Origin of the sequence: Streptomyces sp. NPDC059455 (genome assembly GCF_042750115.1) — a bacterium.
Taxonomy (GTDB): domain Bacteria; phylum Actinomycetota; class Actinomycetes; order Streptomycetales; family Streptomycetaceae; genus Streptomyces; species Streptomyces endocoffeicus.
Map to the genome: position 1 here is coordinate 26,724 of NZ_JBHYVB010000073.1, position 22,222 is coordinate 48,945.

At 70.6% G+C, this 22,222-nt stretch carries 19 protein-coding genes and 2 pseudogenes; 13 read left to right on the top strand and 8 right to left on the bottom strand.

Features of this window, described 5'->3' with window-relative positions; genetic code table 11:
* Positions 1 to 140 precede the first annotated feature (140 nt).
* Positions 141 to 2,858: an aconitate hydratase AcnA gene (gene acnA, locus ACFXB5_RS24970; RefSeq protein ID WP_385211644.1), complete on the bottom strand. Its 2,718-nt coding sequence runs from the start codon at positions 2,856 to 2,858 to the stop codon at positions 141 to 143.
* Between the two features lie 312 nt (positions 2,859 to 3,170).
* Between acnA and ACFXB5_RS24975 the strand changes: the two genes are divergently transcribed.
* The 3 genes from ACFXB5_RS24975 to ACFXB5_RS24985 all read left to right on the top strand — a co-directional run bounded on the left by ACFXB5_RS24975 (position 3,171) and on the right by ACFXB5_RS24985 (position 5,832).
* On the top strand, positions 3,171 to 4,046 hold the full coding sequence (locus ACFXB5_RS24975; RefSeq protein WP_385211673.1) for an aminoglycoside phosphotransferase family protein: 876 nt from the start codon (positions 3,171 to 3,173) through the stop codon (positions 4,044 to 4,046).
* Positions 4,047 to 4,272: 226 nt separating this feature from the next.
* Positions 4,273 to 5,172, top strand: coding sequence for a LysR substrate-binding domain-containing protein (locus ACFXB5_RS24980; protein WP_385211646.1), 900 nt, complete (start codon positions 4,273 to 4,275; stop codon positions 5,170 to 5,172).
* Positions 5,173 to 5,262: 90 nt separating this feature from the next.
* Positions 5,263 to 5,832, top strand: coding sequence for a Uma2 family endonuclease (locus ACFXB5_RS24985; protein ID WP_385211648.1), 570 nt, complete (start codon positions 5,263 to 5,265; stop codon positions 5,830 to 5,832).
* Positions 5,833 to 5,838: 6 nt separating this feature from the next.
* Here ACFXB5_RS24985 and ACFXB5_RS24990 read toward each other — a convergent pair whose 3' ends face one another.
* On the bottom strand, positions 5,839 to 6,198 hold the full coding sequence (locus ACFXB5_RS24990; protein ID WP_020867895.1) for a GntR family transcriptional regulator: 360 nt from the start codon (positions 6,196 to 6,198) through the stop codon (positions 5,839 to 5,841).
* Position 6,199: 1 nt separating this feature from the next.
* Positions 6,200 to 7,168, bottom strand: a complete 969-nt coding sequence (locus tag ACFXB5_RS24995; protein ID WP_385211650.1) for a hypothetical protein — start codon at positions 7,166 to 7,168, stop codon at positions 6,200 to 6,202.
* A 145-nt stretch (positions 7,169 to 7,313) separates the two neighbouring features.
* On the opposite strand from ACFXB5_RS24995, the gene ACFXB5_RS25000 reads away from it, so the two are divergent.
* Complete coding sequence (locus ACFXB5_RS25000; protein ID WP_201852776.1) at positions 7,314 to 8,843, top strand: UDP-N-acetylglucosamine 1-carboxyvinyltransferase; 1,530 nt, start codon at positions 7,314 to 7,316, stop codon at positions 8,841 to 8,843.
* Between the two features lie 288 nt (positions 8,844 to 9,131).
* Here the strand turns inward: ACFXB5_RS25000 and hemL are convergent, their stop codons facing one another.
* Complete coding sequence (hemL, locus tag ACFXB5_RS25005) at positions 9,132 to 10,475, bottom strand: glutamate-1-semialdehyde 2,1-aminomutase (RefSeq protein ID WP_385211652.1); 1,344 nt, start codon at positions 10,473 to 10,475, stop codon at positions 9,132 to 9,134.
* A gap of 210 nt (positions 10,476 to 10,685) precedes the next feature.
* Complete coding sequence (locus ACFXB5_RS25010; RefSeq protein WP_385211654.1) at positions 10,686 to 11,276, bottom strand: hypothetical protein; 591 nt, start codon at positions 11,274 to 11,276, stop codon at positions 10,686 to 10,688.
* 316 nt (positions 11,277 to 11,592) lie between these two features.
* On the opposite strand from ACFXB5_RS25010, the gene ACFXB5_RS25015 reads away from it, so the two are divergent.
* The 3 genes from ACFXB5_RS25015 to ACFXB5_RS25025 all read left to right on the top strand — a co-directional run bounded on the left by ACFXB5_RS25015 (position 11,593) and on the right by ACFXB5_RS25025 (position 13,884).
* Entirely contained in the window at positions 11,593 to 12,078 is a 486-nt protein-coding gene (locus tag ACFXB5_RS25015; protein WP_385211656.1) for a hypothetical protein, read from the top strand.
* 124 nt (positions 12,079 to 12,202) lie between these two features.
* A complete protein-coding gene (locus tag ACFXB5_RS25020; RefSeq protein ID WP_385211658.1) occupies positions 12,203 to 12,724 on the top strand; it encodes a hypothetical protein in 522 nt (173 codons plus the stop codon).
* Positions 12,721 to 13,884 (top strand): MAB_1171c family putative transporter, encoded by a 1,164-nt coding sequence (locus ACFXB5_RS25025; RefSeq protein WP_385211660.1) that lies wholly within the window; start codon positions 12,721 to 12,723, stop codon positions 13,882 to 13,884. Before ACFXB5_RS25020 ends, ACFXB5_RS25025 begins: the two co-directional genes overlap by 4 nt.
* Before the next feature lie 7 nt (positions 13,885 to 13,891).
* Here ACFXB5_RS25025 and ACFXB5_RS25030 read toward each other — a convergent pair.
* Positions 13,892 to 14,089 (bottom strand): annotated as a pseudogene (locus ACFXB5_RS25030) (SDR family oxidoreductase); the annotation flags it as partial.
* Positions 14,090 to 14,810: 721 nt separating this feature from the next.
* Here ACFXB5_RS25030 and ACFXB5_RS25035 point away from each other — a divergent pair.
* Complete coding sequence (locus ACFXB5_RS25035; protein ID WP_385211662.1) at positions 14,811 to 15,242, top strand: ester cyclase; 432 nt, start codon at positions 14,811 to 14,813, stop codon at positions 15,240 to 15,242.
* A gap of 105 nt (positions 15,243 to 15,347) precedes the next feature.
* Here ACFXB5_RS25035 and ACFXB5_RS25040 read toward each other — a convergent pair whose 3' ends face one another.
* A complete protein-coding gene (locus tag ACFXB5_RS25040; RefSeq protein WP_385211663.1) occupies positions 15,348 to 16,226 on the bottom strand; it encodes a LysR family transcriptional regulator in 879 nt (292 codons plus the stop codon).
* Positions 16,227 to 16,412: 186 nt separating this feature from the next.
* Positions 16,413 to 17,255: a hypothetical protein gene (locus ACFXB5_RS25045; RefSeq protein ID WP_385211665.1), complete on the bottom strand. Its 843-nt coding sequence runs from the start codon at positions 17,253 to 17,255 to the stop codon at positions 16,413 to 16,415.
* 245 nt (positions 17,256 to 17,500) lie between these two features.
* Between ACFXB5_RS25045 and ACFXB5_RS25050 the strand changes: the two are divergent.
* From ACFXB5_RS25050 to ACFXB5_RS25070, 5 genes and pseudogenes are all read left to right on the top strand, one after another.
* Positions 17,501 to 18,466: pseudogene (locus ACFXB5_RS25050) on the top strand (alpha-galactosidase); the annotation flags it as partial.
* 58 nt (positions 18,467 to 18,524) lie between these two features.
* The gene (locus ACFXB5_RS25055; RefSeq protein WP_385211666.1) at positions 18,525 to 19,295 is read left to right on the top strand and encodes an SDR family NAD(P)-dependent oxidoreductase; all 771 of its coding nucleotides are present in this window, start codon (positions 18,525 to 18,527) and stop codon (positions 19,293 to 19,295) included.
* 37 nt (positions 19,296 to 19,332) lie between these two features.
* Positions 19,333 to 20,097 carry a FadR/GntR family transcriptional regulator gene (locus ACFXB5_RS25060; RefSeq protein ID WP_385211667.1) on the top strand — a complete coding sequence of 255 codons (765 nt, stop codon included), beginning with the start codon at positions 19,333 to 19,335 and terminating at the stop codon, positions 20,095 to 20,097.
* Complete coding sequence (dgoD, locus tag ACFXB5_RS25065) at positions 20,094 to 21,239, top strand: galactonate dehydratase (RefSeq protein ID WP_385211668.1); 1,146 nt, start codon at positions 20,094 to 20,096, stop codon at positions 21,237 to 21,239. The genes ACFXB5_RS25060 and dgoD overlap by 4 nt, the downstream gene beginning before the upstream one ends.
* 4 nt (positions 21,240 to 21,243) lie before the next feature.
* The gene (locus tag ACFXB5_RS25070) at positions 21,244 to 22,053 is read left to right on the top strand and encodes a hypothetical protein (protein ID WP_385211670.1); all 810 of its coding nucleotides are present in this window, start codon (positions 21,244 to 21,246) and stop codon (positions 22,051 to 22,053) included.
* Positions 22,054 to 22,222 lie beyond the last annotated feature (169 nt).

Genomic DNA, 22,222 nt, shown 5'->3' on the forward strand with positions numbered 1-22,222 from the left:
TTTCTTAACCCCCCCCCCCCACCCCGCGGGGGGGGCGTCTCCGCCCCCGGGGCGCCCCGGCGCCGGGCGCGCCCCCCCCCCCGGGGGGGGGGGGCCCCCCCCTCGCCGCTGCCGTGAGCCGCTGAGCCGCTGAGCCGCGCTTACTTGCGGATCAGCGAGCGCAGCACGTACTGCATGATGCCGCCGTTGCGGTAGTAGTCCGCCTCGCCGGGGGTGTCGATGCGCACCTTGGCGTCGAACTCCAGCCCGCCCGCCTTGACCTTCATGGTCTCCGGGATGCCGCCCTCGTTGAGCGCGGTGACGCCCGTGATCTGATAAGTCTCCTCGCCGGTCAGGCCCAGCGACTGCGCCGAGGCGCCCTCGGGGAACTGGAGCGGCAGGACGCCCATGCCGATGAGGTTCGAGCGGTGGATGCGCTCGTACGACTCGGCGATGACGGCCTTGACGCCGAGCAGCGCGGTGCCCTTGGCGGCCCAGTCGCGGGACGAGCCGGAGCCGTACTCCTTGCCCGCCAGGATGACCAGCGGGACGCCGGCCGCCTGGTAGTTCTGCGAGGCGTCGTAGATGAAGGAGACCGGCGCACCGTCCTGGGTGAAGTCGCGGGTGAAACCGCCCTCGGTGCCCGGCGCGATCTGGTTGCGCAGCCGGATGTTGGCGAAGGTGCCGCGGATCATGACCTCGTGGTTGCCCCGGCGGGAACCGTAGGAGTTGAAGTCACGACGCTCGACACCGTGCTCGGTGAGGTACTTGCCGGCCGGGGTGTCGGCCTTGATCGCACCGGCCGGGGAGATGTGGTCGGTGGTGACCGAGTCGCCCAGCTTGGCCAGCACCCGGGCGCCGGCGATGTCCTCGACCGGGGCCGGGTCCATCGTCAGGCCCTCGAAGTACGGGGGCTTGCGGACGTAGGTGGACTCGGCGTCCCACTCGAAGGTGTTGCCGGTCGGCACGGGCAGCGCCTGCCACTGGGCGTCACCGGCGAAGACGTCCTGGTAGGACTTGTTGAACATGTCCTCGCCGATGGCGTTGGCCACGACGTCGTTGACCTCGGCCTCGGTCGGCCAGATGTCCGCGAGGAAGACCGGCTTGCCCTCCTGGTCGGTGCCCAGCGCGTCCGTGGTGATGTTCACCTTCATCGAACCGGCGAGGGCGTAGGCGACGACCAGCGGCGGGGACGCCAGGTAGTTCATCTTGACGTCGGGGTTGATCCGGCCCTCGAAGTTCCGGTTGCCGGAGAGGACGGAGGTGACGGCGAGGTCGGCCTCGTTGACGGCCTTGGAGACCTCGTCCGGCAGCGGGCCGGAGTTGCCGATGCAGGTGGTGCAGCCGTAGCCGACGAGGTTGAAGCCGACCTTGTCGAGGTAGGGGGTCAGGCCCGCCTTGTCGAAGTAGTCGGTGACGACCTTCGAGCCCGGGGCCAGGGTGGTCTTGACCCACGGCTTGCGGGTCAGGCCCTTCTCGACCGCCTTCTTGGCCACCAGGGCGGCGGCGACCATGACGTACGGGTTCGAGGTGTTGGTGCAGGAGGTGATCGCGGCGACGGTGACGGCGCCGTGGTCGATCTCATACGTCGAACCGTCGGGGGCGGTCACCAGGGTCGGCTTGGTGGGCACGCCGTTGGAGACGGCCGGGGCGTCGGAGGCCGGGAAGGACTCCTTGCCCGCCTCGTCCTCCTCCGCCTCGGCGACGTAGTTGCGGACGTCCTGCGCGAACTGCTGCGCCGCCTCGGCGAGCACGATGCGGTCCTGCGGGCGCTTGGGGCCGGCGATCGACGGAACGACCGTCGACAGGTCCAGCTCCAGCTTCTCGGAGAAGTCGGGCTCGGCGGCCGGGTCGAGCCAGAGGCCCTGCTCCTTGGCGTACGCCTCGACCAGTGCGAGCTGCTGCTCGCTGCGGCCGGTGAGCTTCAGGTACTTGATCGTCTCGTCGTCGATCGGGAAGATCGCGGCGGTGGAGCCGAACTCCGGCGACATGTTGCCGATGGTGGCGCGGTTGGCGAGGCTCGTGGCCGCCACACCCTCGCCGTAGAACTCGACGAACTTGCCGACGACACCGTGCTTGCGCAGCATCTCGGTGATGGTCAGCACGAGGTCGGTGGCGGTGGTGCCGGGCTTCAGCTCACCGGTCAGCTTGAAGCCGACGACGCGCGGGATCAGCATGGAGACCGGCTGGCCCAGCATCGCGGCCTCGGCCTCGATGCCGCCGACGCCCCAGCCGAGCACACCGAGGCCGTTGACCATGGTGGTGTGGGAGTCGGTGCCGACCAGGGTGTCCGGGTACGCCTGGCCGCCCCGGACCATGACGGTGCGGGCCAGGTGCTCGATGTTGACCTGGTGGACGATGCCGGTGCCGGGCGGGACGACCTTGAACTCGTCGAAGGCGGTCTGGCCCCAGCGCAGGAACTGGTAGCGCTCCTTGTTGCGGCCGTACTCCAGCTCCACGTTCTGGGCGAAGGCGTCGTTGGTGCCGAACTTGTCGGCGATCACGGAGTGGTCGATGACCAGCTCGGCCGGGGCCAGCGGGTTGATCTTCGCCGGGTCGCCGCCGAGCTCCTTGACGGCCTCACGCATGGTGGCGAGGTCGACCACGCAGGGCACACCCGTGAAGTCCTGCATGATCACGCGGGCCGGCGTGAACTGGATCTCCTGGCTGGGCTGGGCCTGCGAGTCCCACCCGCCCAGCGCGCGGATGTGGTCGGCGGTGATGTTCGCGCCGTCCTCGGTGCGGAGCAGGTTCTCCAGCAGCACCTTGAGGCTGTAAGGGAGCCGGGCCGACCCCTCGACCTTGTCCAGCCTGAAGATCTCGTACGATTCGTCGCCCACCTGCAGGGTGCTGCGGGCGTCGAAGCTGTTCGCCGACACGACAGTCTCCTTCATGCATGATTTCGCGCGTACCACCGCAATGCTGCCGTCACATGCCCGCGCCGATCCGCTAAGGTAGGGCTAAGTTAGGTAAGCCTTACCGGCACGGGGCGGCAGTGCGCCTTCCAGCAGATATCTCGATGTCGAGATAACCCTAGTACATCGCCCCCGCGCGGTCATGCCCTGCCCGGGGGCGAGCGCGGTATCGAAGATCGGTGACCGCTGGGTTCGGCGCATCGAGGGTTGAGTGTGTCGTGGCTGGCCAGGACCGGGAACGGCACACTGGTCCGGGTGAAACGACTATCGGTGGATGTGGAGAGCGTCACTACGCGGCTGGTTCGTCGATTCGGTCCACAGGTCGCCGAATGGTGCGCTGACACGCCGGATCTCATCACGCGGCTGACGTCCCAGTGGGGACTTTCGCTCGGTGAGTCCCTCCCGGACGGTGCTTCGTCGGTCACGTTGCGGTGCCGTTGGCCCGACGACACGCCCGCGGTGCTGAAGCTCAGTCCGGATCGGGCCCTTTTGGCCGAGCAGGCCGGAATGCTGGGGTGGTTCGCCGCCTCGGGCCGGGTGCCCGCCGTGCTGGCCGTCGACGAGGACGCGGGCGCGATGGTGTTGGAAGAGGTCGTGCCCGGAACGCCGGCGGAGGACATGCCCGCCGCTTCGCTTCCCGGGCAGTGGTCGGATCTGCTCGCCGCGTTGCACGGGGTCGCTCCGCCTCCGCGGCCGCCGCGTGTGCTGCGCGGCCGGTGCGAGGAGGCCTTCACTCGTGTCGGCAGGCGGCTGTCCGAGCCCGCGATCGGCGCGCGTATCGATGTCACCGCGTGGGACAGGGCCATCCAGCGGTGTGAGCGGCTGCTGGACACGGCGGCGACAACCGTGTTGCTCCACGGTGACCTGCACCTGGGCAACGTGCTCGACGGTGGCGCGGAGCGCGGTCTGATGGCCATCGATCCGAAGGCATGTGTGGGTGATCCGTGCTTCGACGCTGTGGACTACGTCGTGGCCGGCGCCGGACTGGAGGGCGTCGAGACCCGCTGCGCGCGCGTGGCGGCGGCGTGCGGGCTCGATGGCGACCGGCTCCACGCCTGGAGCCAGGTGATCGCCCCGTTCGCGGCCATCGCCCACCTCGGTAACGGTGGTGAGGAGCCGGTGATCGATGAACTGCTCGGGTTGGCCCGGTGAGAACACCGGACATTTCCCATCGCCGCGTGCCCGGCGCTCCGCTCAGTCCCCCGATCCACAGGATCCACAGCCATCACTCAAGCTTCGATGAGACCGCTCGACCTCCGATGAGACAGGACACGGGTGCGAGCGCGGTCCGGGCATCGGTGTTCACCCGCATTCACTCGTGTTCACCGGTAAGGGTGATCGCCGACTGAGCCGCCCCCGCCACCGCGATACTGCTGCCATGGACCCGCATCTGCTCCGCACGTTCATCTCCGTGGCCCGCTGCGGATCCTTCTCCGACGCCGCCCATGAGCTGGGCTTCACCCCGGCGGCGGTCTCCGAGCACATCGCGTCACTCGAAGCGGATCTGCGGACGTCGCTGCTGACCCGGCGGCCGGTCATGCTCACCAGCTCGGGCGCCCGGCTGCTGGAACACGCCGGTCCGCTGCTGCTCCGTCTGGACGCGGCGCGGGCCGACGTCGAGCGGCTGTCGGGGTCCGGCGCCGCCCGGCTGGTGGTGGGGGCCTCGTCGCTGGCGATGACCCCGAGAATCGCCGCGGCCCTGGACCGGGTGCGCCAGGCGCATCCGGCCACCAAAGCCTCCCTGCGGATCCTCGGCCGCCGGGAGATCCCGGCCGCGGTGGCGTCCGGAACCCTGGACCTGGGGCTGATCGACGGCCCGGCCACCCCCGCCGACGCCCTGCCGCTGCCCGAGGTGGGCCCGCTCACCGCGGTCACGGTCGCGGAGGCCCCACTGGTGGTGACCCTGCCCACCGGCCACCCGCTGGCCCGCCGCCTCGGCCTGCGGCTGGCCGACCTCGCCGACACCCAGTGGCTGGACGCCCCGGACGCCGCCATGCCGCTCGAGCAGCTGCGCGCGGTCAGCCGGACCGACGGCTTCCGCGCCTCGCTGACGTACGAGGGCACCGATGTCCGCGGCCTCCTCGCCCTCACCGCCGCCGGCCACGGCCTCGCCCTCCTCCCCCACCCCGCCACCAAGGGCACCCCCGGCATCGTCACCGCCCCCTTGATCGCCCCCCGCCTCCTCCACCGCACCGAACTCCTCCACGGCCCCGCGGTCGACGGCCCGGCCCGGACGCTGGCGGCGGTGGTGACGGGGGATCGTCACCGCTATGGGTGACTACTGGGCACATTTGCCCATGCCCGTGGAGGATTGCGATAGACCTTGCGCAGTCGTCATGCTGCAGCTACGCCGCCAGGTGGAGGACCGATGAGCGCGCAACCCCATTCGGAAACGGCCTCGTATGCGGCCGACGACCCCGAAACCGCATTGAAGTACGCGATCCAGCACATCCGGGGGGATGACCGGGTGCAGATCGTGGAGGGGGTCATCGAACAGTTGTCACCGACATGGGACCACGAGAACGCCGCCGACGAGATCCGCGAACAGATCGGGCCGGTCATGCGCAAGCTCGGCTACAGGGCCGGGTCGGGAAATCTGGACTTGCCGGGCACCAGCAATTGGTACGTACCGGATCTGGCCGTTGTGCCACGCGAGCTCGCCAAAGGCGGCGGAGCCCTGCTGCCCGACCAGACCCTCCTGATCGTCGAGGTGACCTCCGGCTCGAACGGAGACACCGACCGGGTCGTCAAGCGGCGCCGCTACGCGGAGTACGGCGCCCCGCTGTACCTCCTGGTCGACCGGCAGCAGCGCGCCTGCACGCTCTACTCCGCGCCCGGGAACCTCGGCTACACCAAGGTGGACGGCCCCCACCCCTTCGGCACCCCGCTCCCGCTCCCCGAGCCGTTCGGCCTGGAGCTGGACACTGCCGAGTTCTGATGGGTCTCAGCCGCCCGCGAGGCGGGTTCTGACCAGGGTCAGGACCTCCTCGTCGGAGAGGCCCAGGGCGCGGGCCTGGTCCACCAGGCCCTGGACGCCCTCCAGGAGCCGGGCGCGGGCCGTGGGCTGGTCGCCGGTGACGACCGCGCCGCGGCCGCGGCGGAGTTCGATCAGGCCCTCCTCGCGGAGCCGTTGGTAGCCGCGCAGGACCGTATGGACGTTGACGCCGAGGGATTCGCCGAGCGCGCGGGCGGCGGGGAGGCGTTCGCCGGGGCGTACGGTGCCGTCGGCGATCGCGCCGCGTACGGAGGCGGCGATCTGGTCGGCCAGCGGGACCGCGGAGCCGGGGTCGACGCGGAAGAGCATCTCAGCCGCGCTCCCCCGCCGCGGGGCGGTCGCGTTCGATCAGGGCGTTGAGCAGGGCGGCGGCGGTGGCGGCGTCGTCCACCGTCACCGCGAACTCCCGGCCCGTGGCGAGCGTCAGGAACAGCGCGTCGCCGGAGCGGAACACCAGGGCGCTGCCGCCGCCGCGGATCCGGTAGCCCCAGCCGCCGAGGCTCAGCGCGGCGGCCTCGCGGCTGGTGGCCCGTTCGATCCGGTCCAGCGGTATCCGCATCCGGGGCCGTGGGGCGAACCATGAGGCCACGGCGAGGCCACGGCGGTCGACGGTCACCCGGCAGCGGGCCAGTGGCGTGCAGATCAGCCCGATGACAATCAGCAACGCCCCCGTCCCCGGGCCCACGGCGACCAGCACGGCACCCAGCAGCGTGGTCCCCGCCCCCACGGCGAGCAGCACGGGCGATCCGACGGAGCGCGTCCAGGTGGCCACTTCGCCCTTGGCCAGCGGGAGCCGGGGCACGGCGGCCTCCTTCCCGGGGCCGGTCCCGGACACCACGTCCCGGCTCGCGAGCAGCCATCCCAGCGCGCCCATGGCGGCCGCGACGGCGAGGGCGATGCCCAGTTGCCACAGGGGCTGGGAGACCCGGGAGGCGCGGGTGGCGTCGGCGTTGGCGAAGAGCAGGGCGGCGAAGGCGTAACCCAGCAGGCCGGACATGCCGTAGCCGAGGGCGACCGCGAACCGCTGGGCGCCGAGGCCCTTGGTCAGGCGGAGGGTGGGTACGAGGGTGAGGAGGCCGGAGCCGAGGAGGACGGCGGTGACCACCGAGAGGAACGCACCCGTACCGGTGAATCCGTCGGCCTTCCCGTCCGCGCCGAAATGCGTGGCGAGCGGATCCGGCAGCCGGTCGCGCAGCCCGGCGAAAGTCGCCACGACCACGGCCCATGCCAGCACAAAGGGCAGAGCGACGACCAGCGCACGCCGTCGGACACGACGCATATCGACCCCCTCGCTTCACCATATCTTTCCCCACTTATTTGCATACTAATAGAACAATGCCCGAGTGGAGAGTCGGTGGAGAGTCGTCACTCCTTCCGCCTCCCCCGTCGCGTGCGCATCTCATATGTGAGATAGCCTCTTCTCCATGACCGACGACTACCTCTCACGTATCGGCAAGCTCATCCGTGACGCCCGTCAACACCGGGGCTGGACCCAGTCCCAGCTCGCGGAGGCACTCGGCACAAGCCAGAGTGCGGTCAATCGCATTGAGCGGGGAAACCAGAACATCAGTCTTGAGATGATCGCCAGGATCGGCGAGGCCCTGGACAGCGAGATCGTCTCCCTCGGCTACGCGGGCCCGATGCACCTCCGGGTGGTCGGCGGCCGCCGGCTGTCCGGGGCCATCGACGTCAAGACGAGCAAGAACGCGTGTGTGGCGCTGCTGTGCGCCACGCTCCTCAACGCGGGCCGTACGACACTGCGGAGGGTCGCCAGGATCGAGGAGGTCTACCGCATCCTCGAGGTTCTGGGCAGCATCGGCGTCCGCACCCGCTGGATCAACGACGGCGCCGATCTGGAGATCGTGCCGCCCGCCGAGCTGGACCTCGAGGCCATGGACACCGAGGCCGCGCGCCGGACGCGCAGCGTCATCATGTTCCTCGGCCCGCTGCTGCACCGGATGGACCGCTTCCGGATCCCCTACGCGGGCGGTTGCGACCTCGGCACCCGCACCGTGCAGCCGCATATGACCGCCCTGCGCCACTTCGGCCTCGAGGTGACCGCCACCGACGGGATGTACCACTCCCACGTCGACCGCTCGGTCGCCCCCACCCGCGCCATCGTGCTGACCGAACGCGGCGACACCGTCACCGAGAACGCGCTGCTGGCGGCCGCCCGGCACGACGGCGTCACGGTGATCCGCAACGCCTCGTCCAACTACATGGTCCAGGATCTCTGCTTCTTCCTGGAGGAGTTGGGCGTCAAGGTCGAGGGCGTGGGCACCACGACGCTGACCGTCCACGGCGTGGCGCGCATCGACCGCGATGTCGACTACTCGCCCTCCGAGGACCCGGTCGAGGCGATGAGCCTGCTGGCCGCCGCCGTCATCACCGAGTCGGAGCTGACGATCCGCCGGGTGCCGGTGGAGTTCCTGGAGATCGAGCTGGCCGTCCTGGAGGAGATGGGGCTGGACCACGAGCGCGGCGGGGAGTACGCGGCGGACAACGGCCGCACCCGGCTGGTCGATCTGACCGTGCGCCCGTCCAAACTGCAGGCCCCCATCGACAAGATCCACCCGATGCCGTTCCCCGGCGTCAACATCGACAACGTGCCCTTCTTCGCGGCGATCGCGGCCGTCGCCCAGGGCTCGACCCTGATCCACGACTGGGTCTACGACAACCGCGCGATCTACCTCACCGAGCTCAACCGCCTCGGCGCCCACGTCAAACTCCTCGACCCGCACCGCGTCCTGGTCGAGGGCCCCACCCGCTGGCGCTCCGCCGAGATGATGTGCCCGCCCGCCCTGCGCCCCGCCGTGGTCGTCCTGCTGGCGATGATGGCCGCACCGGGCACCTCCGTGCTGCGCAACGTGTATGTCATCAACCGCGGCTACGAGGACCTCGCGGAGCGGCTGAACTCGATCGGCGCCCAGATCGAGACCTTCCGCGACATCTGATACGCGAATGCCGCCGCACCCCGTCTGACCTGCTACTTAGCGGGTCAGGGAGGGGTGCGGCGGCGTCTCTGGGACTTTGGGCCCCGCGGTGGGCTACGGGCCACGCTCCACGGGCCCTGCCGACCGGCCGTGGCCACCCGAAGATCGCGTCGACGGCGGCGCTGCCGCGTGCGCCGGCACGCGGCAGGAAGTGGGAGTATTTCCGCAGTGTGAAGCCCGGATCGGAGCGCCCCAACCAGCGTGCCAGGGAGACGATCGATTTGCCAGCCTCCGTGGCGAGCGCTTCCGTCAGGAGCCGGGGCGGGTCTCGGCCGCGGCGCGGGCGGCGTGCGGCAGCGCGTCGATGATCTGGTTCATCGCACGGTCGTCGTGGGCGGCGGTGACGAACCACGCCTCGTAGACGCTCGGCGGCAGGGCGACTCCGCGTTCGAGCATGGCGTGGAAGAACGGCGGGAACCGGAACGCGTCCTGCGCCTGTACGTCTGCGTAGTCCCGGGCCGGCCGCGGGGCGAACAGGACGGAGAAGAGGTTGCCGGCGGACTGGATGGTGTGGGCGACGCCGACCTCCGTGAGGGCGTCGGACACCGCGGTCTGGAGCGTGCTGCTCGCCCGGTCGAGCTGGGCGTAGGTCTCCTTGTCCGAGAGCCTGAGCGTAGCGAAGCCGGCCGCGATGGCCAGCGGGTTCCCGGACAGGGTGCCGGCCTGGTACACGGGGCCGTTCGGGGCGAGGTGCTCCATGACGTCGCTCCTGCCACCGACCGCGGCCACGGGCATGCCGCCGCCGATCACCTTCCCGAAGGTGACCAGATCGACGTCGTAGGGCTCCGTGGAACGCGTCTTCTCCAGACCCCAGTAGCCGTCCGGCGCGACCCTGAAGCCGGTGAGGACCTCGTCCAGGATCAGCAGGGCGTCGTTGGCGTGAGCGATCGAGGCGAGGGCGGCGTTGTATCCGGGGTCGGGTGCGAGGACCCCCATGTTCGCGGCCGCCGCCTCTACGATGACCGCCGCGATGCGTCCGGAGTGGGCCGCGAAGGCGGACCGTGCCGCGTCGAGGTCGTTGTACGGCAAGACGATGGTCTGCGCGGCGATCGGCTCGGGGACACCGGCCGAGGCGGGCAAGCCGAAGGTGGCCACGCCGGAGCCCGCCGCGGCGAGGAGACCGTCGGAGTGGCCGTGGTAGTGGCCGGCGAACTTCACCACAAGCGGCTTGCCGGTGAAGCCGCGCGCCAGGCGGATCGCGGTCATGGTCGCCTCGGTGCCGGTGGAGACGAGCCTCAGCTCGTCGACGAGACCTCCTTGCGCGCGCGTGCCGCCCAGCCGTTCGACGACGAGCTCGGCCAGCTCCGTCTCGGCCGGGGTCGTGGCGCCGAACGAGAGTCCCCGGGACGCGGCGTCCTGGACCGCGGCCACGACCTCCGGGTGGGCGTGGCCGAGAATCGCCGGTCCCCAGGAGGCGACAAGGTCGACGTACTCGCGTCCTTCGACGTCCGTGATGTGAGGGCCGGCGGCGGAGACGATGAAGCGGGGCGCCCCGCCGACCGAACCGAACGCGCGGACCGGTGAGTTCACCCCGCCCGGGATGACCTTCCGCGCCCGCGCGAACTGGGACTCGTTGCTTGTCGTCGTGCTCATTTCTTCGTTCAGCTCCGTGGTGAACTCGGCCGGATGAGCACCGCGTCCGTGTCGGCGTGGGCAATGCCACGGGAACGGCCTCCGACATCACCCGGTGGCGTCCCGCGTAAGCGGCGGCGGGGGCGGGCTGTCGGAGCGGAGGGCGCGGTCATCCGGGCAGTCTAGGCGGCAGGACCCTGCGCGCCGCCCCCTTCCGCGCGCCGGTTCCGGTCAGCGGAACTGCCGGAAAGCGGCGGCGCGCCTGCGCCCCTCGGCGGGGTTCACCGGCCGCAGCCTGCCGTCCTTGCCTTCGCGGGTGTTCAACTGCCCGCTCCGAACAGTTGAACGCTTCCGCACCGCCGCAACAGTGCCCGCTGTCACTCCAGCCGCCGAGGCGATCAGACGATCCGACCACTGAGGATGCGTGCCCAGTATCCGCAGGACGGCAGCCGCGCGATCGGCCTGGGTCAGCGGCAGCCCCCGCGACGTGTTCAACCGCACGGCCTCGACGAACGCGTCCTCCACGGTGCCGTCGAAATAGCAGACGTCGATATGGTTCTCCCCGCGAAGCCGGGCCGCGTGCACGCGATGGACCCCGTCGACGACGCACAGGGTGGACCGGTGCACGACGATGGGAGGCAACGGCCCAGCGGTTCGGGCCAGTTTGTGCACATGCCCCGCGTCCACGCCCCCGGTCCGCGGTGAGTCGGAGAACTGCAGCGCGTCCAGCTGCAGCGTTGCCGCCAAGGGCCGACCGTCCGGGTCGGCCTGTTGCTCGTCCGCGGTCTGCTCTGCGTCGTTCGCTAATCGAAGCGAGTCCACGCGACATGACGCTAGGCAGCGGACAGCGAGGCGTCAATGTGTCCGCAGTAGCGGATGACCCTGCTCCGGCCATCATGGTGCGGCACCACGCGAGGCACCCGGGCATGGCGCCAATCCACGTCCCTCGGTGCCTACTTCCAGGTCACCCCCCCTCACCAGCCGTCGACACCTCGGCGGACTGACCCGTCGCCAACGAAATGCTCGCGTATTCAACTGTGGTGAGGTTGGCCGGATTGCGCTCACCCCGCGTTCTGAGCCGGTCCACACTGATTCCAGGCGGTGCTGTCCACTGCAGCGGCCGGACGAAGGGTGGCTTATGGGCAGGGGTGGGTCAGCTCCGCGTGACACGAGTCGGCCTCTGCTGCACGACCTCGACGAACAGCTCGGCAGTCTGATCACGGCCCTGTACCCCGACGAGCGAAAACGCCCGGGATACGCACGGCTCGCCCGGCTGATCCGGGAGAGCACCGGCGGGACGATCTCGGCGACCTACCTGTGGGAACTCGCCACCGGCAGAAAACGCAATGTGACCCTGGAACAGCTCGCGGTACTCGCCGAGTTCTTCGGCGTCCCACTGGAGTACTTCATCAACGACGAGGTATCGCGCCGGGTCAACACACAGCTGGCACTCGCCGTCGCACTCCGTGACATCAGGGTGCGCAAACTCGCCCTCAGGGCCGAGGGCCTGTCGTCGGCGAGCCTGGACGCCCTCCTCGCCATCGTCAACGAAGCCCGCCGCGTGGAGAACCTGGAGCGCGTCAGCAAACATCAGGAACCCCCCGTCGGACCCCCGGGCCCATGAGACTGTCCAGTACGCCGACGACCGGCCGGACCGCCACAAGTCCCGGAGACCCTGGTCCCCCACACTTCTTGTCCCTTCGATCTCTGCCCCCTCACGCGAAGAAAGGTCCCCACCGCGGAGACTCATGCCGAACGGACCCCTCAAGCTGCACCGTCGCTGCCAGGCAGCGATCGACCGGCTCGAACTCCCCCACGCCCTGTCCGTCGAGATCCTCTGCCGCCATCTCGCAGCGCGGCGCCAGAGACCGTTACGTCTTCATCCCTTACCGCCTGAGGCAGCCGCGGCCGGCACCTGCGGCATGTGGCTGGCCACCGACACCGAAGACCACGTCTTCTACGAACAGCGCACCGCACTCCTCCACCAGAGGCACATCATCCTCCACGAAATCGGGCATCTGCTGTTCGACCACAGAACACCCCCGGACGGCGACACCGGCTGGGGCATGCTCCTGCCCGACCTCGACATGAGGACGGTGCAACGGCTCCTACGCCGAACCAACTACACGACCGAACAGGAACAGGAGGCCGAGCTGTTCGCCAGCCTCCTCGGAACCATGATCAGCGAGCCCTTCCGCCAACAGCCCGGCGGAGTTCTCGGCCGACTGGAGGCGGCCATGGGGGTCGACTCGCCCCACGGCACGGCATGATCCGTGACGCCGCCGCATTCGGCTCCGCGTTACAGCTGCCCAGCGTGCTGCTGCTGTGGATCGCGGTACTGCTGCGCGCCCCGTCCGCCCTGCGCTCCGCGGCCCAGCGCGCCGTGCTGCTGGCCGTGGCCACCGCGGCCGCCGCCATGACGCTCGACCTGCCGGCCGTGCTACGCGAGGCCGCCCGCCACAGCGAGGCCAACACCGTCGCCGGTGCCAGGAACGTCCTCGGCGTGCTCTCCGCCGGAGCCGTGCTCTACTTCGTCGCCCAGGCCACCACAGATGCCCGCCGCTTCAAGGTGATCCTCGCCCTTGCCACCGGATCCGTACTGGCCGTCCTGTTCGCACTCGATCTCGCGGCGGAGCCACACCTGAGGATCGCGATCCCCGTCAGCGGGACGCCGGCTCCCTCCCTCCTCTACTGGCTCGTCCTCATCGGTACGCACCTGGGAGCAAACACCCTCTGCGTCCTGATGTGCCTGCGCTACAGCACAACCTCCGCGAGCCGCTCCCTGACCCTGGGCCTGCGCCTGTTCGGACTCGGCACGGCCCTGGTCGGGCTCTACTGGCTGGGGTATCTCCTCCGGGTCACCGCAGGCGCCCGCTGGCCCCTGCCCTGGCTCCCCCTGCTCATGGACCTGCACGGCGTGCTGCGCGCCCTAGCCGTCTCGGTGCCGACGTACGCCGTGTTCCGGCGCGCCGTCTCCAGCATCGCGACCGCCTGGCGACTGTGGCCGATGTGGAACGACCTCGTCACCGCCGTTCCGCACGTCGCCCTGGCCCCACCGCGACACCGGATCTGGGACGTCGTGTGGCCTCGGATCCCTCATCACGTGCTCGTCTACCGCAGGATCATCGAGACGAGAGACGCCATTCTGGCGCTCACGGACCATGGTTCCCCTCTCGCCGCGCCGCCGTCGCCCGGGCGTACGCCGGGCTTCGAGGCGGCCCCGGACGCCGCCGCCCTGGCCGCCGTGGTCAAGAGCGCCCGGGAGGCGAAGCTCCGGGGCCTTGCCCCGACGTCCCACCCGTCGGGCTTCAGCACGGTGGGCAGCACGGATCTCGCTGGCGAGCGGGCCTTCCTGCTGCGGATGGCCAAGGTGTATCGATCCATGCCCGCGCACGTCGACCCGGACCCCACGCCCGGGGCGGACGACTGAGCACCAGTCAGCAACCGCCGTCGCGGCGCTCCAGACCGTAGTCGAGCGCCACCGTTCCCGGGTCGAGTGCCGTGACCCCGCCGTCCACCGTGAGTACCGCGCCGTTGACGAAGGAGGCCGCGGACGAGAGCAGCCGGACGATCGCCTCGGCGATCTCGGACGGGTCTCCCGGACGCCCCGGGGGCATCAGCTTCGTCGCCACTTTGTAAGCCCGCTCGACACCGCCCTCAACCTAACGTCGTCGTCCGCGAACGCCGGATCGTCGGGATGACGAGCATGCCGAAGGTAGAACCGGCCGGCCTCAGTGACCTCCACGTGGCCATGCCCACCGCTCTTGCTGACCGTCAGCGGGCCACGGTCGCGCAGGGCGTAGGCCGAGGCCCACTCCCCCGGCGACCAGTCAGCAGTGGGAGTCCTCTGGGACTTCTCTGGGACTTCCGGCTGCATTAACGGGCACGAGCGTGAAACAGCCGAAAAGCCATCTGCGCAGGTCAACGGCCCGAAGCCATCCAGCGCAGCAGGTCACGGGCCTCCCTGGCCTCTTCCGCGACATTTGATACGCGAATGCCGCCGCATCCGGTCCAACCTGCCGTTCAGCGGGTCAGGATGGGGTGCGGCGGCACCTCTGGGACTTCTCCGGGACGCGGTGCGATCACGCCCGCCGCGGCAAGAGCGGGCTTCCCCGCGGCCGTAACGCCACGGACCGGGTACCGGCGGGGCCCGTGGCAGTGGCCGAACGGACACTTCTCTGCGCGGCGAGTGCGTCGAGGTGACGGGCTCCAGGCTCCCAACATGCCGGGAAGGCATCAGGACGCTCCGATTCGGCATTGGCGGCACGGCCTCCGGCTGCTCGACCATCGATGTGCGGATGTCCGGTCCCCTCCGGACACATGCGGTCGTATCAAGTTGAGCCAGTGAGGAAACCCATGAACGAACAGACCCCGCCCTCCTGGGTGACGAGCTATGTCGACGCCTGCAACAGGCACGACTCGCAGGCGGTCGTCGACATGATGAGCGAGGACATCCAGGTCGTCGACACCATCTTCGGTGGCCTCTTCGAGAGCAGGGAAGCGGTCAAGGCGTTGATCGACGGTATGGACACGAATCTCTCGAGCGACTACGTCTTCACCCTGGGCAAGGTCGTGGAATCGGGCGACTCCTACTCGTTCGAGTGGGTCCTCTCCGGCACGCATGACCGCTCCAACTCCGTCCTGGGGATACCGGCCACCGGCAAGAAGTTCGAGTGCCCCGGCGTCACCATCGGCGTGCGGACCAACGGACTCATCACCGAGAACCGCGACTACTGGAACTTCGCGGGCTTCCTCATGCAGACCGGCCTCATGCCCTCGCTGGGCTGAACCGTCGGCCACGGCGGATCGTGAGGTCCAAAGCCGATCCACTGACGGTGACGGCCACAGCCGTCACCGTCGTGTCACCGCCGCCCGGGCGGCCGACGCCGGAGGTCAGTCCGGGCCCGGGCCGAGCATGCGGCGGGAGAGTTCGGCGAACTGGTTCAGCTCGGGCATGGTCCGGTGCTTGCTGTAGGCCAGGGCGACCATGCGCGGCGCGACGCCCTCCAGCGTCAGGTAGGCGACATCGTCACGCCGGTAGAAGCCGGCCATGCCGGCCGGCAGGACATAACACCCGGCACCGGAGGCAACACCTTCCAGGCACTCCTCGATCGTCACCGGAAACCTCCCCTCATCCATCTGCGGCGCGAGGGGTTCCCGCGGCAGGCGCCCGCGCCATTCCGGGACGTCCCGCGGGTCCTGCAACAGGACCATGTCCCGCAGGTCCTCGACATGCACCGCCTTGAGCCCCGCGAACGGGTGCACGCTCGACAGCGCCACCACACGGGGCTCCGGGAAGAGCGGGACCACCTCGAACATGCCCTCCGGCAGCGGCAGTCGGACGTAACAGACGTCGACCCGACCATCGATCAGGAAGTCGACCTGGTCGGTGATCGAGGTGTGCACGACCTCGATGTCGAGCTGCGGCGCCATCGCGGCGAACTCCCGCACGATGGGGGTGACGACGATGCCCGGCATGAAGCCAATGGCGAAGTGGTTCACCTCCCGGTGCGCCATCCGCGCCCGCTGCTGCACCGCCTGTGACATCGCCAGCATCGGCCGGGCGTCCTCCAGCAACTGGTGTCCCGCCCGCGTCAGTACAGTGCCCTGCCGGTCCCGCAGGAAGAGGACCACGCCCAGATCCTCCTCCAACGCCCGGATCTGGCGGCTGAGCGCCGGCTGGGTCATGTAAAGACGGCTCGCCGCTCGCACGAAGCTGCACTCCTCGGCCACGGCCACGAAGTAGCGCACCCGGCGCATATCGAGGTCCATGAGGCTCATGGTAGCCGCGCAAGCGATGGCATATGCCGAAATGGCTTCAGAGAGCGCTAGTCGGATGACGGCGCCATACGGACAGGATGGGTCAGGGAGCGACGTCCCGGTTGCGCCAGCTGAGCGAATAGGCTGCCTGACGAGCGCGCATCAATTCTCCGAGCGGCCGATGCTCCGCTGCCGCGATCAAGGGTTGAAGCTGCTCTTCTCGATGGTCTCGGCCAATGCCTTGTCCGGTGCTTGCCGAGGCACGCGCAGCCGCCCCACGGTGAGCCAGGGCGCGTCCCAGCGGACCGACGGGTCTTCGATCGGCGTACGACTCTCATCCTCGAAGAACTGGGCTTGGAAAAGGAACTCCAGGGCGTCGTCCGCGAGTCGCGTATGGATGTCGGCGGCCAGATCCTTGCGTGCTTCTCTGTTGATCGTCGTCGAGGCGGCGCACAGTTTCAACCGGGCCGCGTAGTCGCCGAACGTGATGGGCATGATGCTGAAGAAGTCATGCGTGGCGAATCCGCTGAACGGCTTCGCCATGTCCCGGAAGTTCGCGACAGCACTGCGTATCATCTGTGGCTTCGTTGCGGCCTTACGGAGAGCGGCTCCGGGCCCGCTCGTGGAGAGATCGACGATTCCCACGACGTCCGCGCTGCCGCTGACCTTCAAGGTCTCCTGACTGACGAGAGTGAAGTTTTGCTCGACATCGGCGGACGACGGCGTCGAGGCCCCGAGCACCTTGATCGCGAAACCGCGGATGTCAGGAGCTCGGTCGGTGGAGAAGTTTCCGTTGGACAGCCGAACATGCGCCTCGTAAACAGAGGGAACGGCGAAAATCCCTTGCCTCGCATGTTCAGGAAGCCCCTCCTCCACCACGAGAGCCGCCCTCAGCGCGGCCACTTGCTTGCGGTGCAGCGCCCTGCCGTGGCCATGTTTCTTCAGGCGTTGACGTTGCAGTTCACTGAAAACGCGCGCCTGTTCCGCATGCTGGGTACCTTCGTCGGGCAGGAATACTTCGCGCCACTGAGTGCTCGGCATATTCTGAGACCTCTTCAATGTTCAGATAGGTCAGGATTTCCGTCAGACGGAAGGCGGTTACAGTCGATTCCCGTCTCCCGCCGAGCATTGCGGTCGACGACATCTCATGCCAATGCCGATTGCCCGAACCGTCATGCCGATCGGGCATGGAAGCAGCATGGTGTGGTTCCACTCAACCTCGACCCCTCGACGACGTGCCGCTCGACCAACTCCTGCGCCCTCGCCGGGCAGGCCGCCGCACCCCACTGTGGATCGAGCCGGAGTCCGTCAGCCCCGGCAGCGCGCTGTACGCCGAACACCCGGACTGGGCGTACCGGATCGACGGCCGTCCGGCCCGGCCGGTGCGCCACCAGCTCCTGCTCGACCTGGGCCGGACCGATGTCCAGGACTTCGTCCTCGCCGCCCTGGACCGGCTGCTGACCGGCCATGACATCAGCTACCTCAAATGGGACATGAACCGGCCGCCGACCGAGCGCGGCCGCCCCGGCGCCGGTCCCGCCGACCACCTCGACCTGGACACCCGGCACGTGGCGGGCTATCTGCGCGTCCTGGACCACCTGCGCACCGCCCACCCCCGGGTCACCGTCGAGGGGTGCGCGGGCGGCGGCGCGCGCGTCGACCACGCGACGATCGCCCGCACCGACGTCGTCTGGCCCAGCGACAACACCGCGCCGCTGGACCGGCTGGCCGTCCAGTACGGCTTCCTGCACGCCCACGCCCCGCATGTGATGAGCTCCTGGGTCACCGACGCCCCCGGCGTCTTCGACCCCCGTCCGCGCAGCCTCGCCTTCCGCTTCGTCACCGCCATGTGTGGAGTCCTCGGCATCGGCGCCGACCTGCGCCACTGGGACGCCGGGCAGCGCGCCGAGGCCGCCCGCTGGATCGCCCGCTACAAGGAGGTGCGCGATGTCATCCACCTCGGCGAGGCCCGGCTCCTGGGCAGCCCGCTGGACGCCACCTGCGGGGTGCAGTACGACGGACCCGACGGACGCACCGTCGTCGCCGCGCTCGGCACCGGCCGCCTGGACGGGGCCCCGCTCGTCCCGGGGCGTCCGGCCCGGCTCCGGCTGCGCGGCCTCGACCCGGCCGCCCGCTACCGGGACGCCGCGTCGGCGACCACCTACAGCGGCGCCCATCTGCTGCACTACGGGCTGCCGTTCGCCTGGAGCGCCGAGCACCACGTGGAACTGGTGGTCCTGACCCGGCAGTAGAGCCCTTGTCCCCCGCCCGAAGCCCCCGCCCGAAGCCCAGCGAAGGAGCCGACCCCCGATGGAACAGCCCCGCCGCCACGGTGACCGCTTCACCGACCGCACGGCCGTGGTCACCGGAGCCGCCTCCGGCATCGGCGCCGCCACCGCCGAACGCCTCGCCCAGGAGGGCGCCGCCGTCGTGGGGGGCGGCAGCGCCGCGGGGCGCGGCCCGGCGGGCGCCCCGCGGGGGGGCGCGGGCGGCGGGCGCGCCCGCGGCCGGACCCCCCCCCGCTCCACGGAGGAGGGCTGGCGGCGGATCGCGGCGGCCGCCCGCGACTTCGGGCCCGTCGACGTGCTCGTCAGCAATGCCTACACCGTCGATGTCACCCCCGCCCACGAGACGTCCCTGGATTCCTGGCAGCGGCAGCTCGCCGTCAACCTCACCGGCGCCTTCCTCGGCTTCCGGGCCGTCCTGGACGATCTGCGCGCCCGCCGCGGAGCCGTCGTCCTGACCTCGTCCGTCCACGCCCACAAGGGCATCCCCGGCCACCCCGCCTACGCGGCCTCCAAGGGGGCGCTGCTGTCCCTGTGCGGTCAGCTCGCCGTCGAGTACGGACCCGAGGTGCGGGTCAACGCCGTCCTGCCCGGCCCGATCCTGACGGCGGCCTGGGACCGGGTCTCCCCCGAGGACCGCGCGCGCAGCGTCGCCGAGACCGCGGCCGGGCGGTTCGGCACCCCCGAGGAGGTGGCCGCGGCCATCGCCTTCCTCAGCTCCCACGAGTCCTCGTACATCACCGGTGCGAGTCTTCTCGTGGACGGCGGCTGGAGCGTCGTCAAGTCCTCCGCATGACCACCGCGATCAGCTCGCACCAGAAAGGCAGTACGACATGACGCCCTACGCCCGCCGCGGCGTGCACGGCCAGACCGTGGAGGCCCTCGCCCGCCGCGTGCTGAGCGGCGACCTCCCCGAGGGATCCACCCTGGACCTGGTCGCCCTGCAGAGCGAACTGGATGTCAGCCTCACCGCCCTGCGCGAGTCACTGAAGGTCCTGGCCGCCAAGGGAATGGTCGACGCCCGGCAGAAGCGCGGCACCTTCGTGCGGAGCCGTTCGGACTGGAACCTGCTCGACGCCGACGTCCTGCGCTGGCAGTTCGAGAGCGACCGCACCACCGACGCCGACAGCGCGCTGCTGCGCAACCTCGCCGAGGTGCGCGGCATCATCGAGCCCGCGGCCGTACGGCTGGCCGCCGAGCGGCGCACCGACGCCGACCTCGCCGCCCTGGACGCCGCCGTGGACGCGATGGGGCGGGACGGCTCCGACGCCGCCCACGCCGTCGAGGCCGACCTCGCCTTCCACCGCGCCCTGCTCGCCGCCACCCACAACGAACTCCTGGAACGCATGGAGATGGTGATCGAGTCGGGCCTCGCCTACCGCGATCGCATCGTGCACAGCTCCCCGCACAGCGAGGATCCGGTCCCCGCCCACCGCGCCGTCCTGGACGCCGTACGCGCCCGGGACCCGCGGGCCGCCGAGGCCGCCATGCGGGCCCTGCTCGACCAGGCCGGCCGCGACCTGGACCGGATCGGCGGCTCCCCCGACCCCGACATCGGCGGCTCCCACGACGACACGGAAAGGCCCACCGGCCAGTGAAGATCACCCGTATCGAGACCTTCCTCGTGCCACCGCGCTGGCTGTTCTGCCGCGTCGAGACCGACGACGGCGTGGTCGGCTGGGGCGAGCCCGTGGTCGAGGGGCGCGCCGAGGTGGTCCGCGCGGCCGTCGACGTCCTCGCCGGCTATCTGATCGGCCGGGATCCGCTGCGCATCCAGGACCACTGGCAAGTGCTCACCAAGGGCGGCTTCTACCGCGGCGGACCCGTCCTGTCCAGCGCCGTCGCCGGTCTCGACCAGGCCCTGTGGGACATCGCGGGCAAGACCTACGGCGCCCCCGTGCACGCCCTGCTGGGCGGCCCCGTGCGCGACCGCGTCCGGGTGTACGCCTGGGTCGGCGGCGACGAGCCCGCGGAGCTGTCCGAGCAGATAGCCGCGCAGGTCGAGGCGGGCTTCACGGCGGTGAAGATGAACGGCGCCGGGGCGACCTCCCCGATGCCCACCGCGGCCGAGACCGCCGCGGTCGTGGACCGCGTGGCCGCCGCCCGGGAGGCGCTCGGCCCGGACCGCGACGTGGCCGTCGACTTCCACGGCCGCTTCACCGCCGCCGGGGCCCGCCGCGTCCTGCCCGAACTGGCCGACCTCCACCCGCTGTTCGTGGAGGAGCCCGTCGTCCCCGAGCACGGCCATCTGCTCCCCGGCCTGGTCGCCGCGAGCCCGGTCCCCCTCGCCACCGGTGAACGGCTGTACGGGCGCACGGAGTTCCTGCCGGTCCTCGCCGCCGGCATCGCCGTCGCGCAGCCCGACCTGTCCCACGCGGGCGGCATCTCAGAGGTCCACCGCATCGCCTCGCTCGCCGAGACCTACGGCGCCCAGCTCGCCCCGCACTGCCCGCTCGGCCCCATCGCGCTGGCGGCCAGCCTCCAGGTGGCGTTCGCGACGCCGAACTTCCTGATCCAGGAGCAGAGCCGCGGCATCCACTACAACAAGGACGCCGATCTGCTGTCCTACCTCGTCGACCCCGAGCCGTTCCGCTTCGTGGCCGGCCATGCGCCGCGCGGCGACGCCCCCGGCCTCGGCATCACCATCGACGAGGCGGCCGTGCGCGCGGCCGACCGCACCGGGCACGCCTGGCGCAACCCGGTCTGGCGGCACCCCGACGGCTCCTTCGCGGAGTGGTGACGGCGTGCTGGAGATCGTCACCGACCCCGCGCACGGCGGCCGTTGGACCTCGCTCCGGGCCGAGGGACACGAATGGCTGTGGCAGCGCCCGGCTCCGGAGCGGGAGCGGGTGTCGCCCGGGGACGCCTTCGTGGACGCGGGCGGCCTGGAGGAGTGCGTCCCCACCGTCCGCGGCGCCCCCGACCACGGCGACGCCTGGTCGCGTCCGTGGCGGCGCGAGGGGGACGCGGACACCGTGCGCTGCGACCGGTTCGCGCTGACGCGCACGATCCGCGGTACGGCCGACGGCGCCGAGGCCGACTACGTCCTCCGCGCCGACCCGGGCTTCCGCTTCATCTGGGCCGCCCACGCCCTGCTCGACCTGACCCCGCGGGCGGTCCTGCGGCTGCGCGAGGGGGCGCGCACCCGGGTCTTCCCGGAGGCCGCGCCGCTGCTGGACCGCCCCTGGCCGGCCGGGGCGCCGTGGGTGGAGGGCGACTGGCCCGCACCCCTGGGCCTGCCCCTCGACCGGTTCGGGCCGGACGACGGCACCGCGGTCGGCGCGGTCGTGGACACCCCGCGCGCCTGCGTCCACGACGGCGCGCGCTGCCTGGCCCTCGCGCTCGAGGCCGACGGGCAGCCGCTGTCCGTCGCCGTGTGGCGCAACCTCGGCGGCTTCCCCGCCGGGAACCCGTACCGCGGCACAGGGGTCGAGCCGATGCTCGGCCGCGCCTTCGACCTCGCCGAGGCGGGTCCCGCCGACGCCGCGCTGGTCCCCGCCTCGGGCGAGGTCCGCTGGCGGCTCACGCTCACCGCGACCTGCCGCTGCCCCTGAGAGCCTGTGTCATATCCCCGGCCGGGCGTGCGACGCCTGGCACACACGCTCGCCGCGTTGCCGAAACGCCCACCTGGCTCCGCCACGAGGGCGCTCCGGCGCCTTGCGATCGCACGCTCCCCCAGCTACCGCTGGGAGGTGCCCCCTGACGCCGCACGCTGATCCGACC

Bases quoted from the DNA above. Each gene is read 5' to 3' on its own strand.
- ACFXB5_RS24980 (WP_385211646.1), top strand. From the start codon at position 4,273: ATGGACCCGCATCTGCTCCGCACGTTCATCTCCGTGGCCCGCTGCGGA.
- ACFXB5_RS24985 (WP_385211648.1), top strand. From the start codon at position 5,263: ATGAGCGCGCAACCCCATTCGGAAACGGCCTCGTATGCGGCCGACGAC.
- ACFXB5_RS24990 (WP_020867895.1), bottom strand. From the start codon at position 6,198: ATGCTCTTCCGCGTCGACCCCGGCTCCGCGGTCCCGCTGGCCGACCAG.
- ACFXB5_RS24995 (WP_385211650.1), bottom strand. From the start codon at position 7,168: ATGCGTCGTGTCCGACGGCGTGCGCTGGTCGTCGCTCTGCCCTTTGTG.
- ACFXB5_RS25000 (WP_201852776.1), top strand. From the start codon at position 7,314: ATGACCGACGACTACCTCTCACGTATCGGCAAGCTCATCCGTGACGCC.
- hemL (WP_385211652.1), bottom strand. From the start codon at position 10,475: ATGAGCACGACGACAAGCAACGAGTCCCAGTTCGCGCGGGCGCGGAAG.
- ACFXB5_RS25015 (WP_385211656.1), top strand. From the start codon at position 11,593: ATGGGCAGGGGTGGGTCAGCTCCGCGTGACACGAGTCGGCCTCTGCTG.
- ACFXB5_RS25020 (WP_385211658.1), top strand. From the start codon at position 12,203: ATGCCGAACGGACCCCTCAAGCTGCACCGTCGCTGCCAGGCAGCGATC.
- ACFXB5_RS25025 (WP_385211660.1), top strand. From the start codon at position 12,721: ATGATCCGTGACGCCGCCGCATTCGGCTCCGCGTTACAGCTGCCCAGC.
- ACFXB5_RS25035 (WP_385211662.1), top strand. From the start codon at position 14,811: ATGAACGAACAGACCCCGCCCTCCTGGGTGACGAGCTATGTCGACGCC.
- ACFXB5_RS25040 (WP_385211663.1), bottom strand. From the start codon at position 16,226: ATGGACCTCGATATGCGCCGGGTGCGCTACTTCGTGGCCGTGGCCGAG.
- ACFXB5_RS25045 (WP_385211665.1), bottom strand. From the start codon at position 17,255: ATGCCGAGCACTCAGTGGCGCGAAGTATTCCTGCCCGACGAAGGTACC.
- ACFXB5_RS25055 (WP_385211666.1), top strand. From the start codon at position 18,525: ATGGAACAGCCCCGCCGCCACGGTGACCGCTTCACCGACCGCACGGCC.
- ACFXB5_RS25060 (WP_385211667.1), top strand. From the start codon at position 19,333: ATGACGCCCTACGCCCGCCGCGGCGTGCACGGCCAGACCGTGGAGGCC.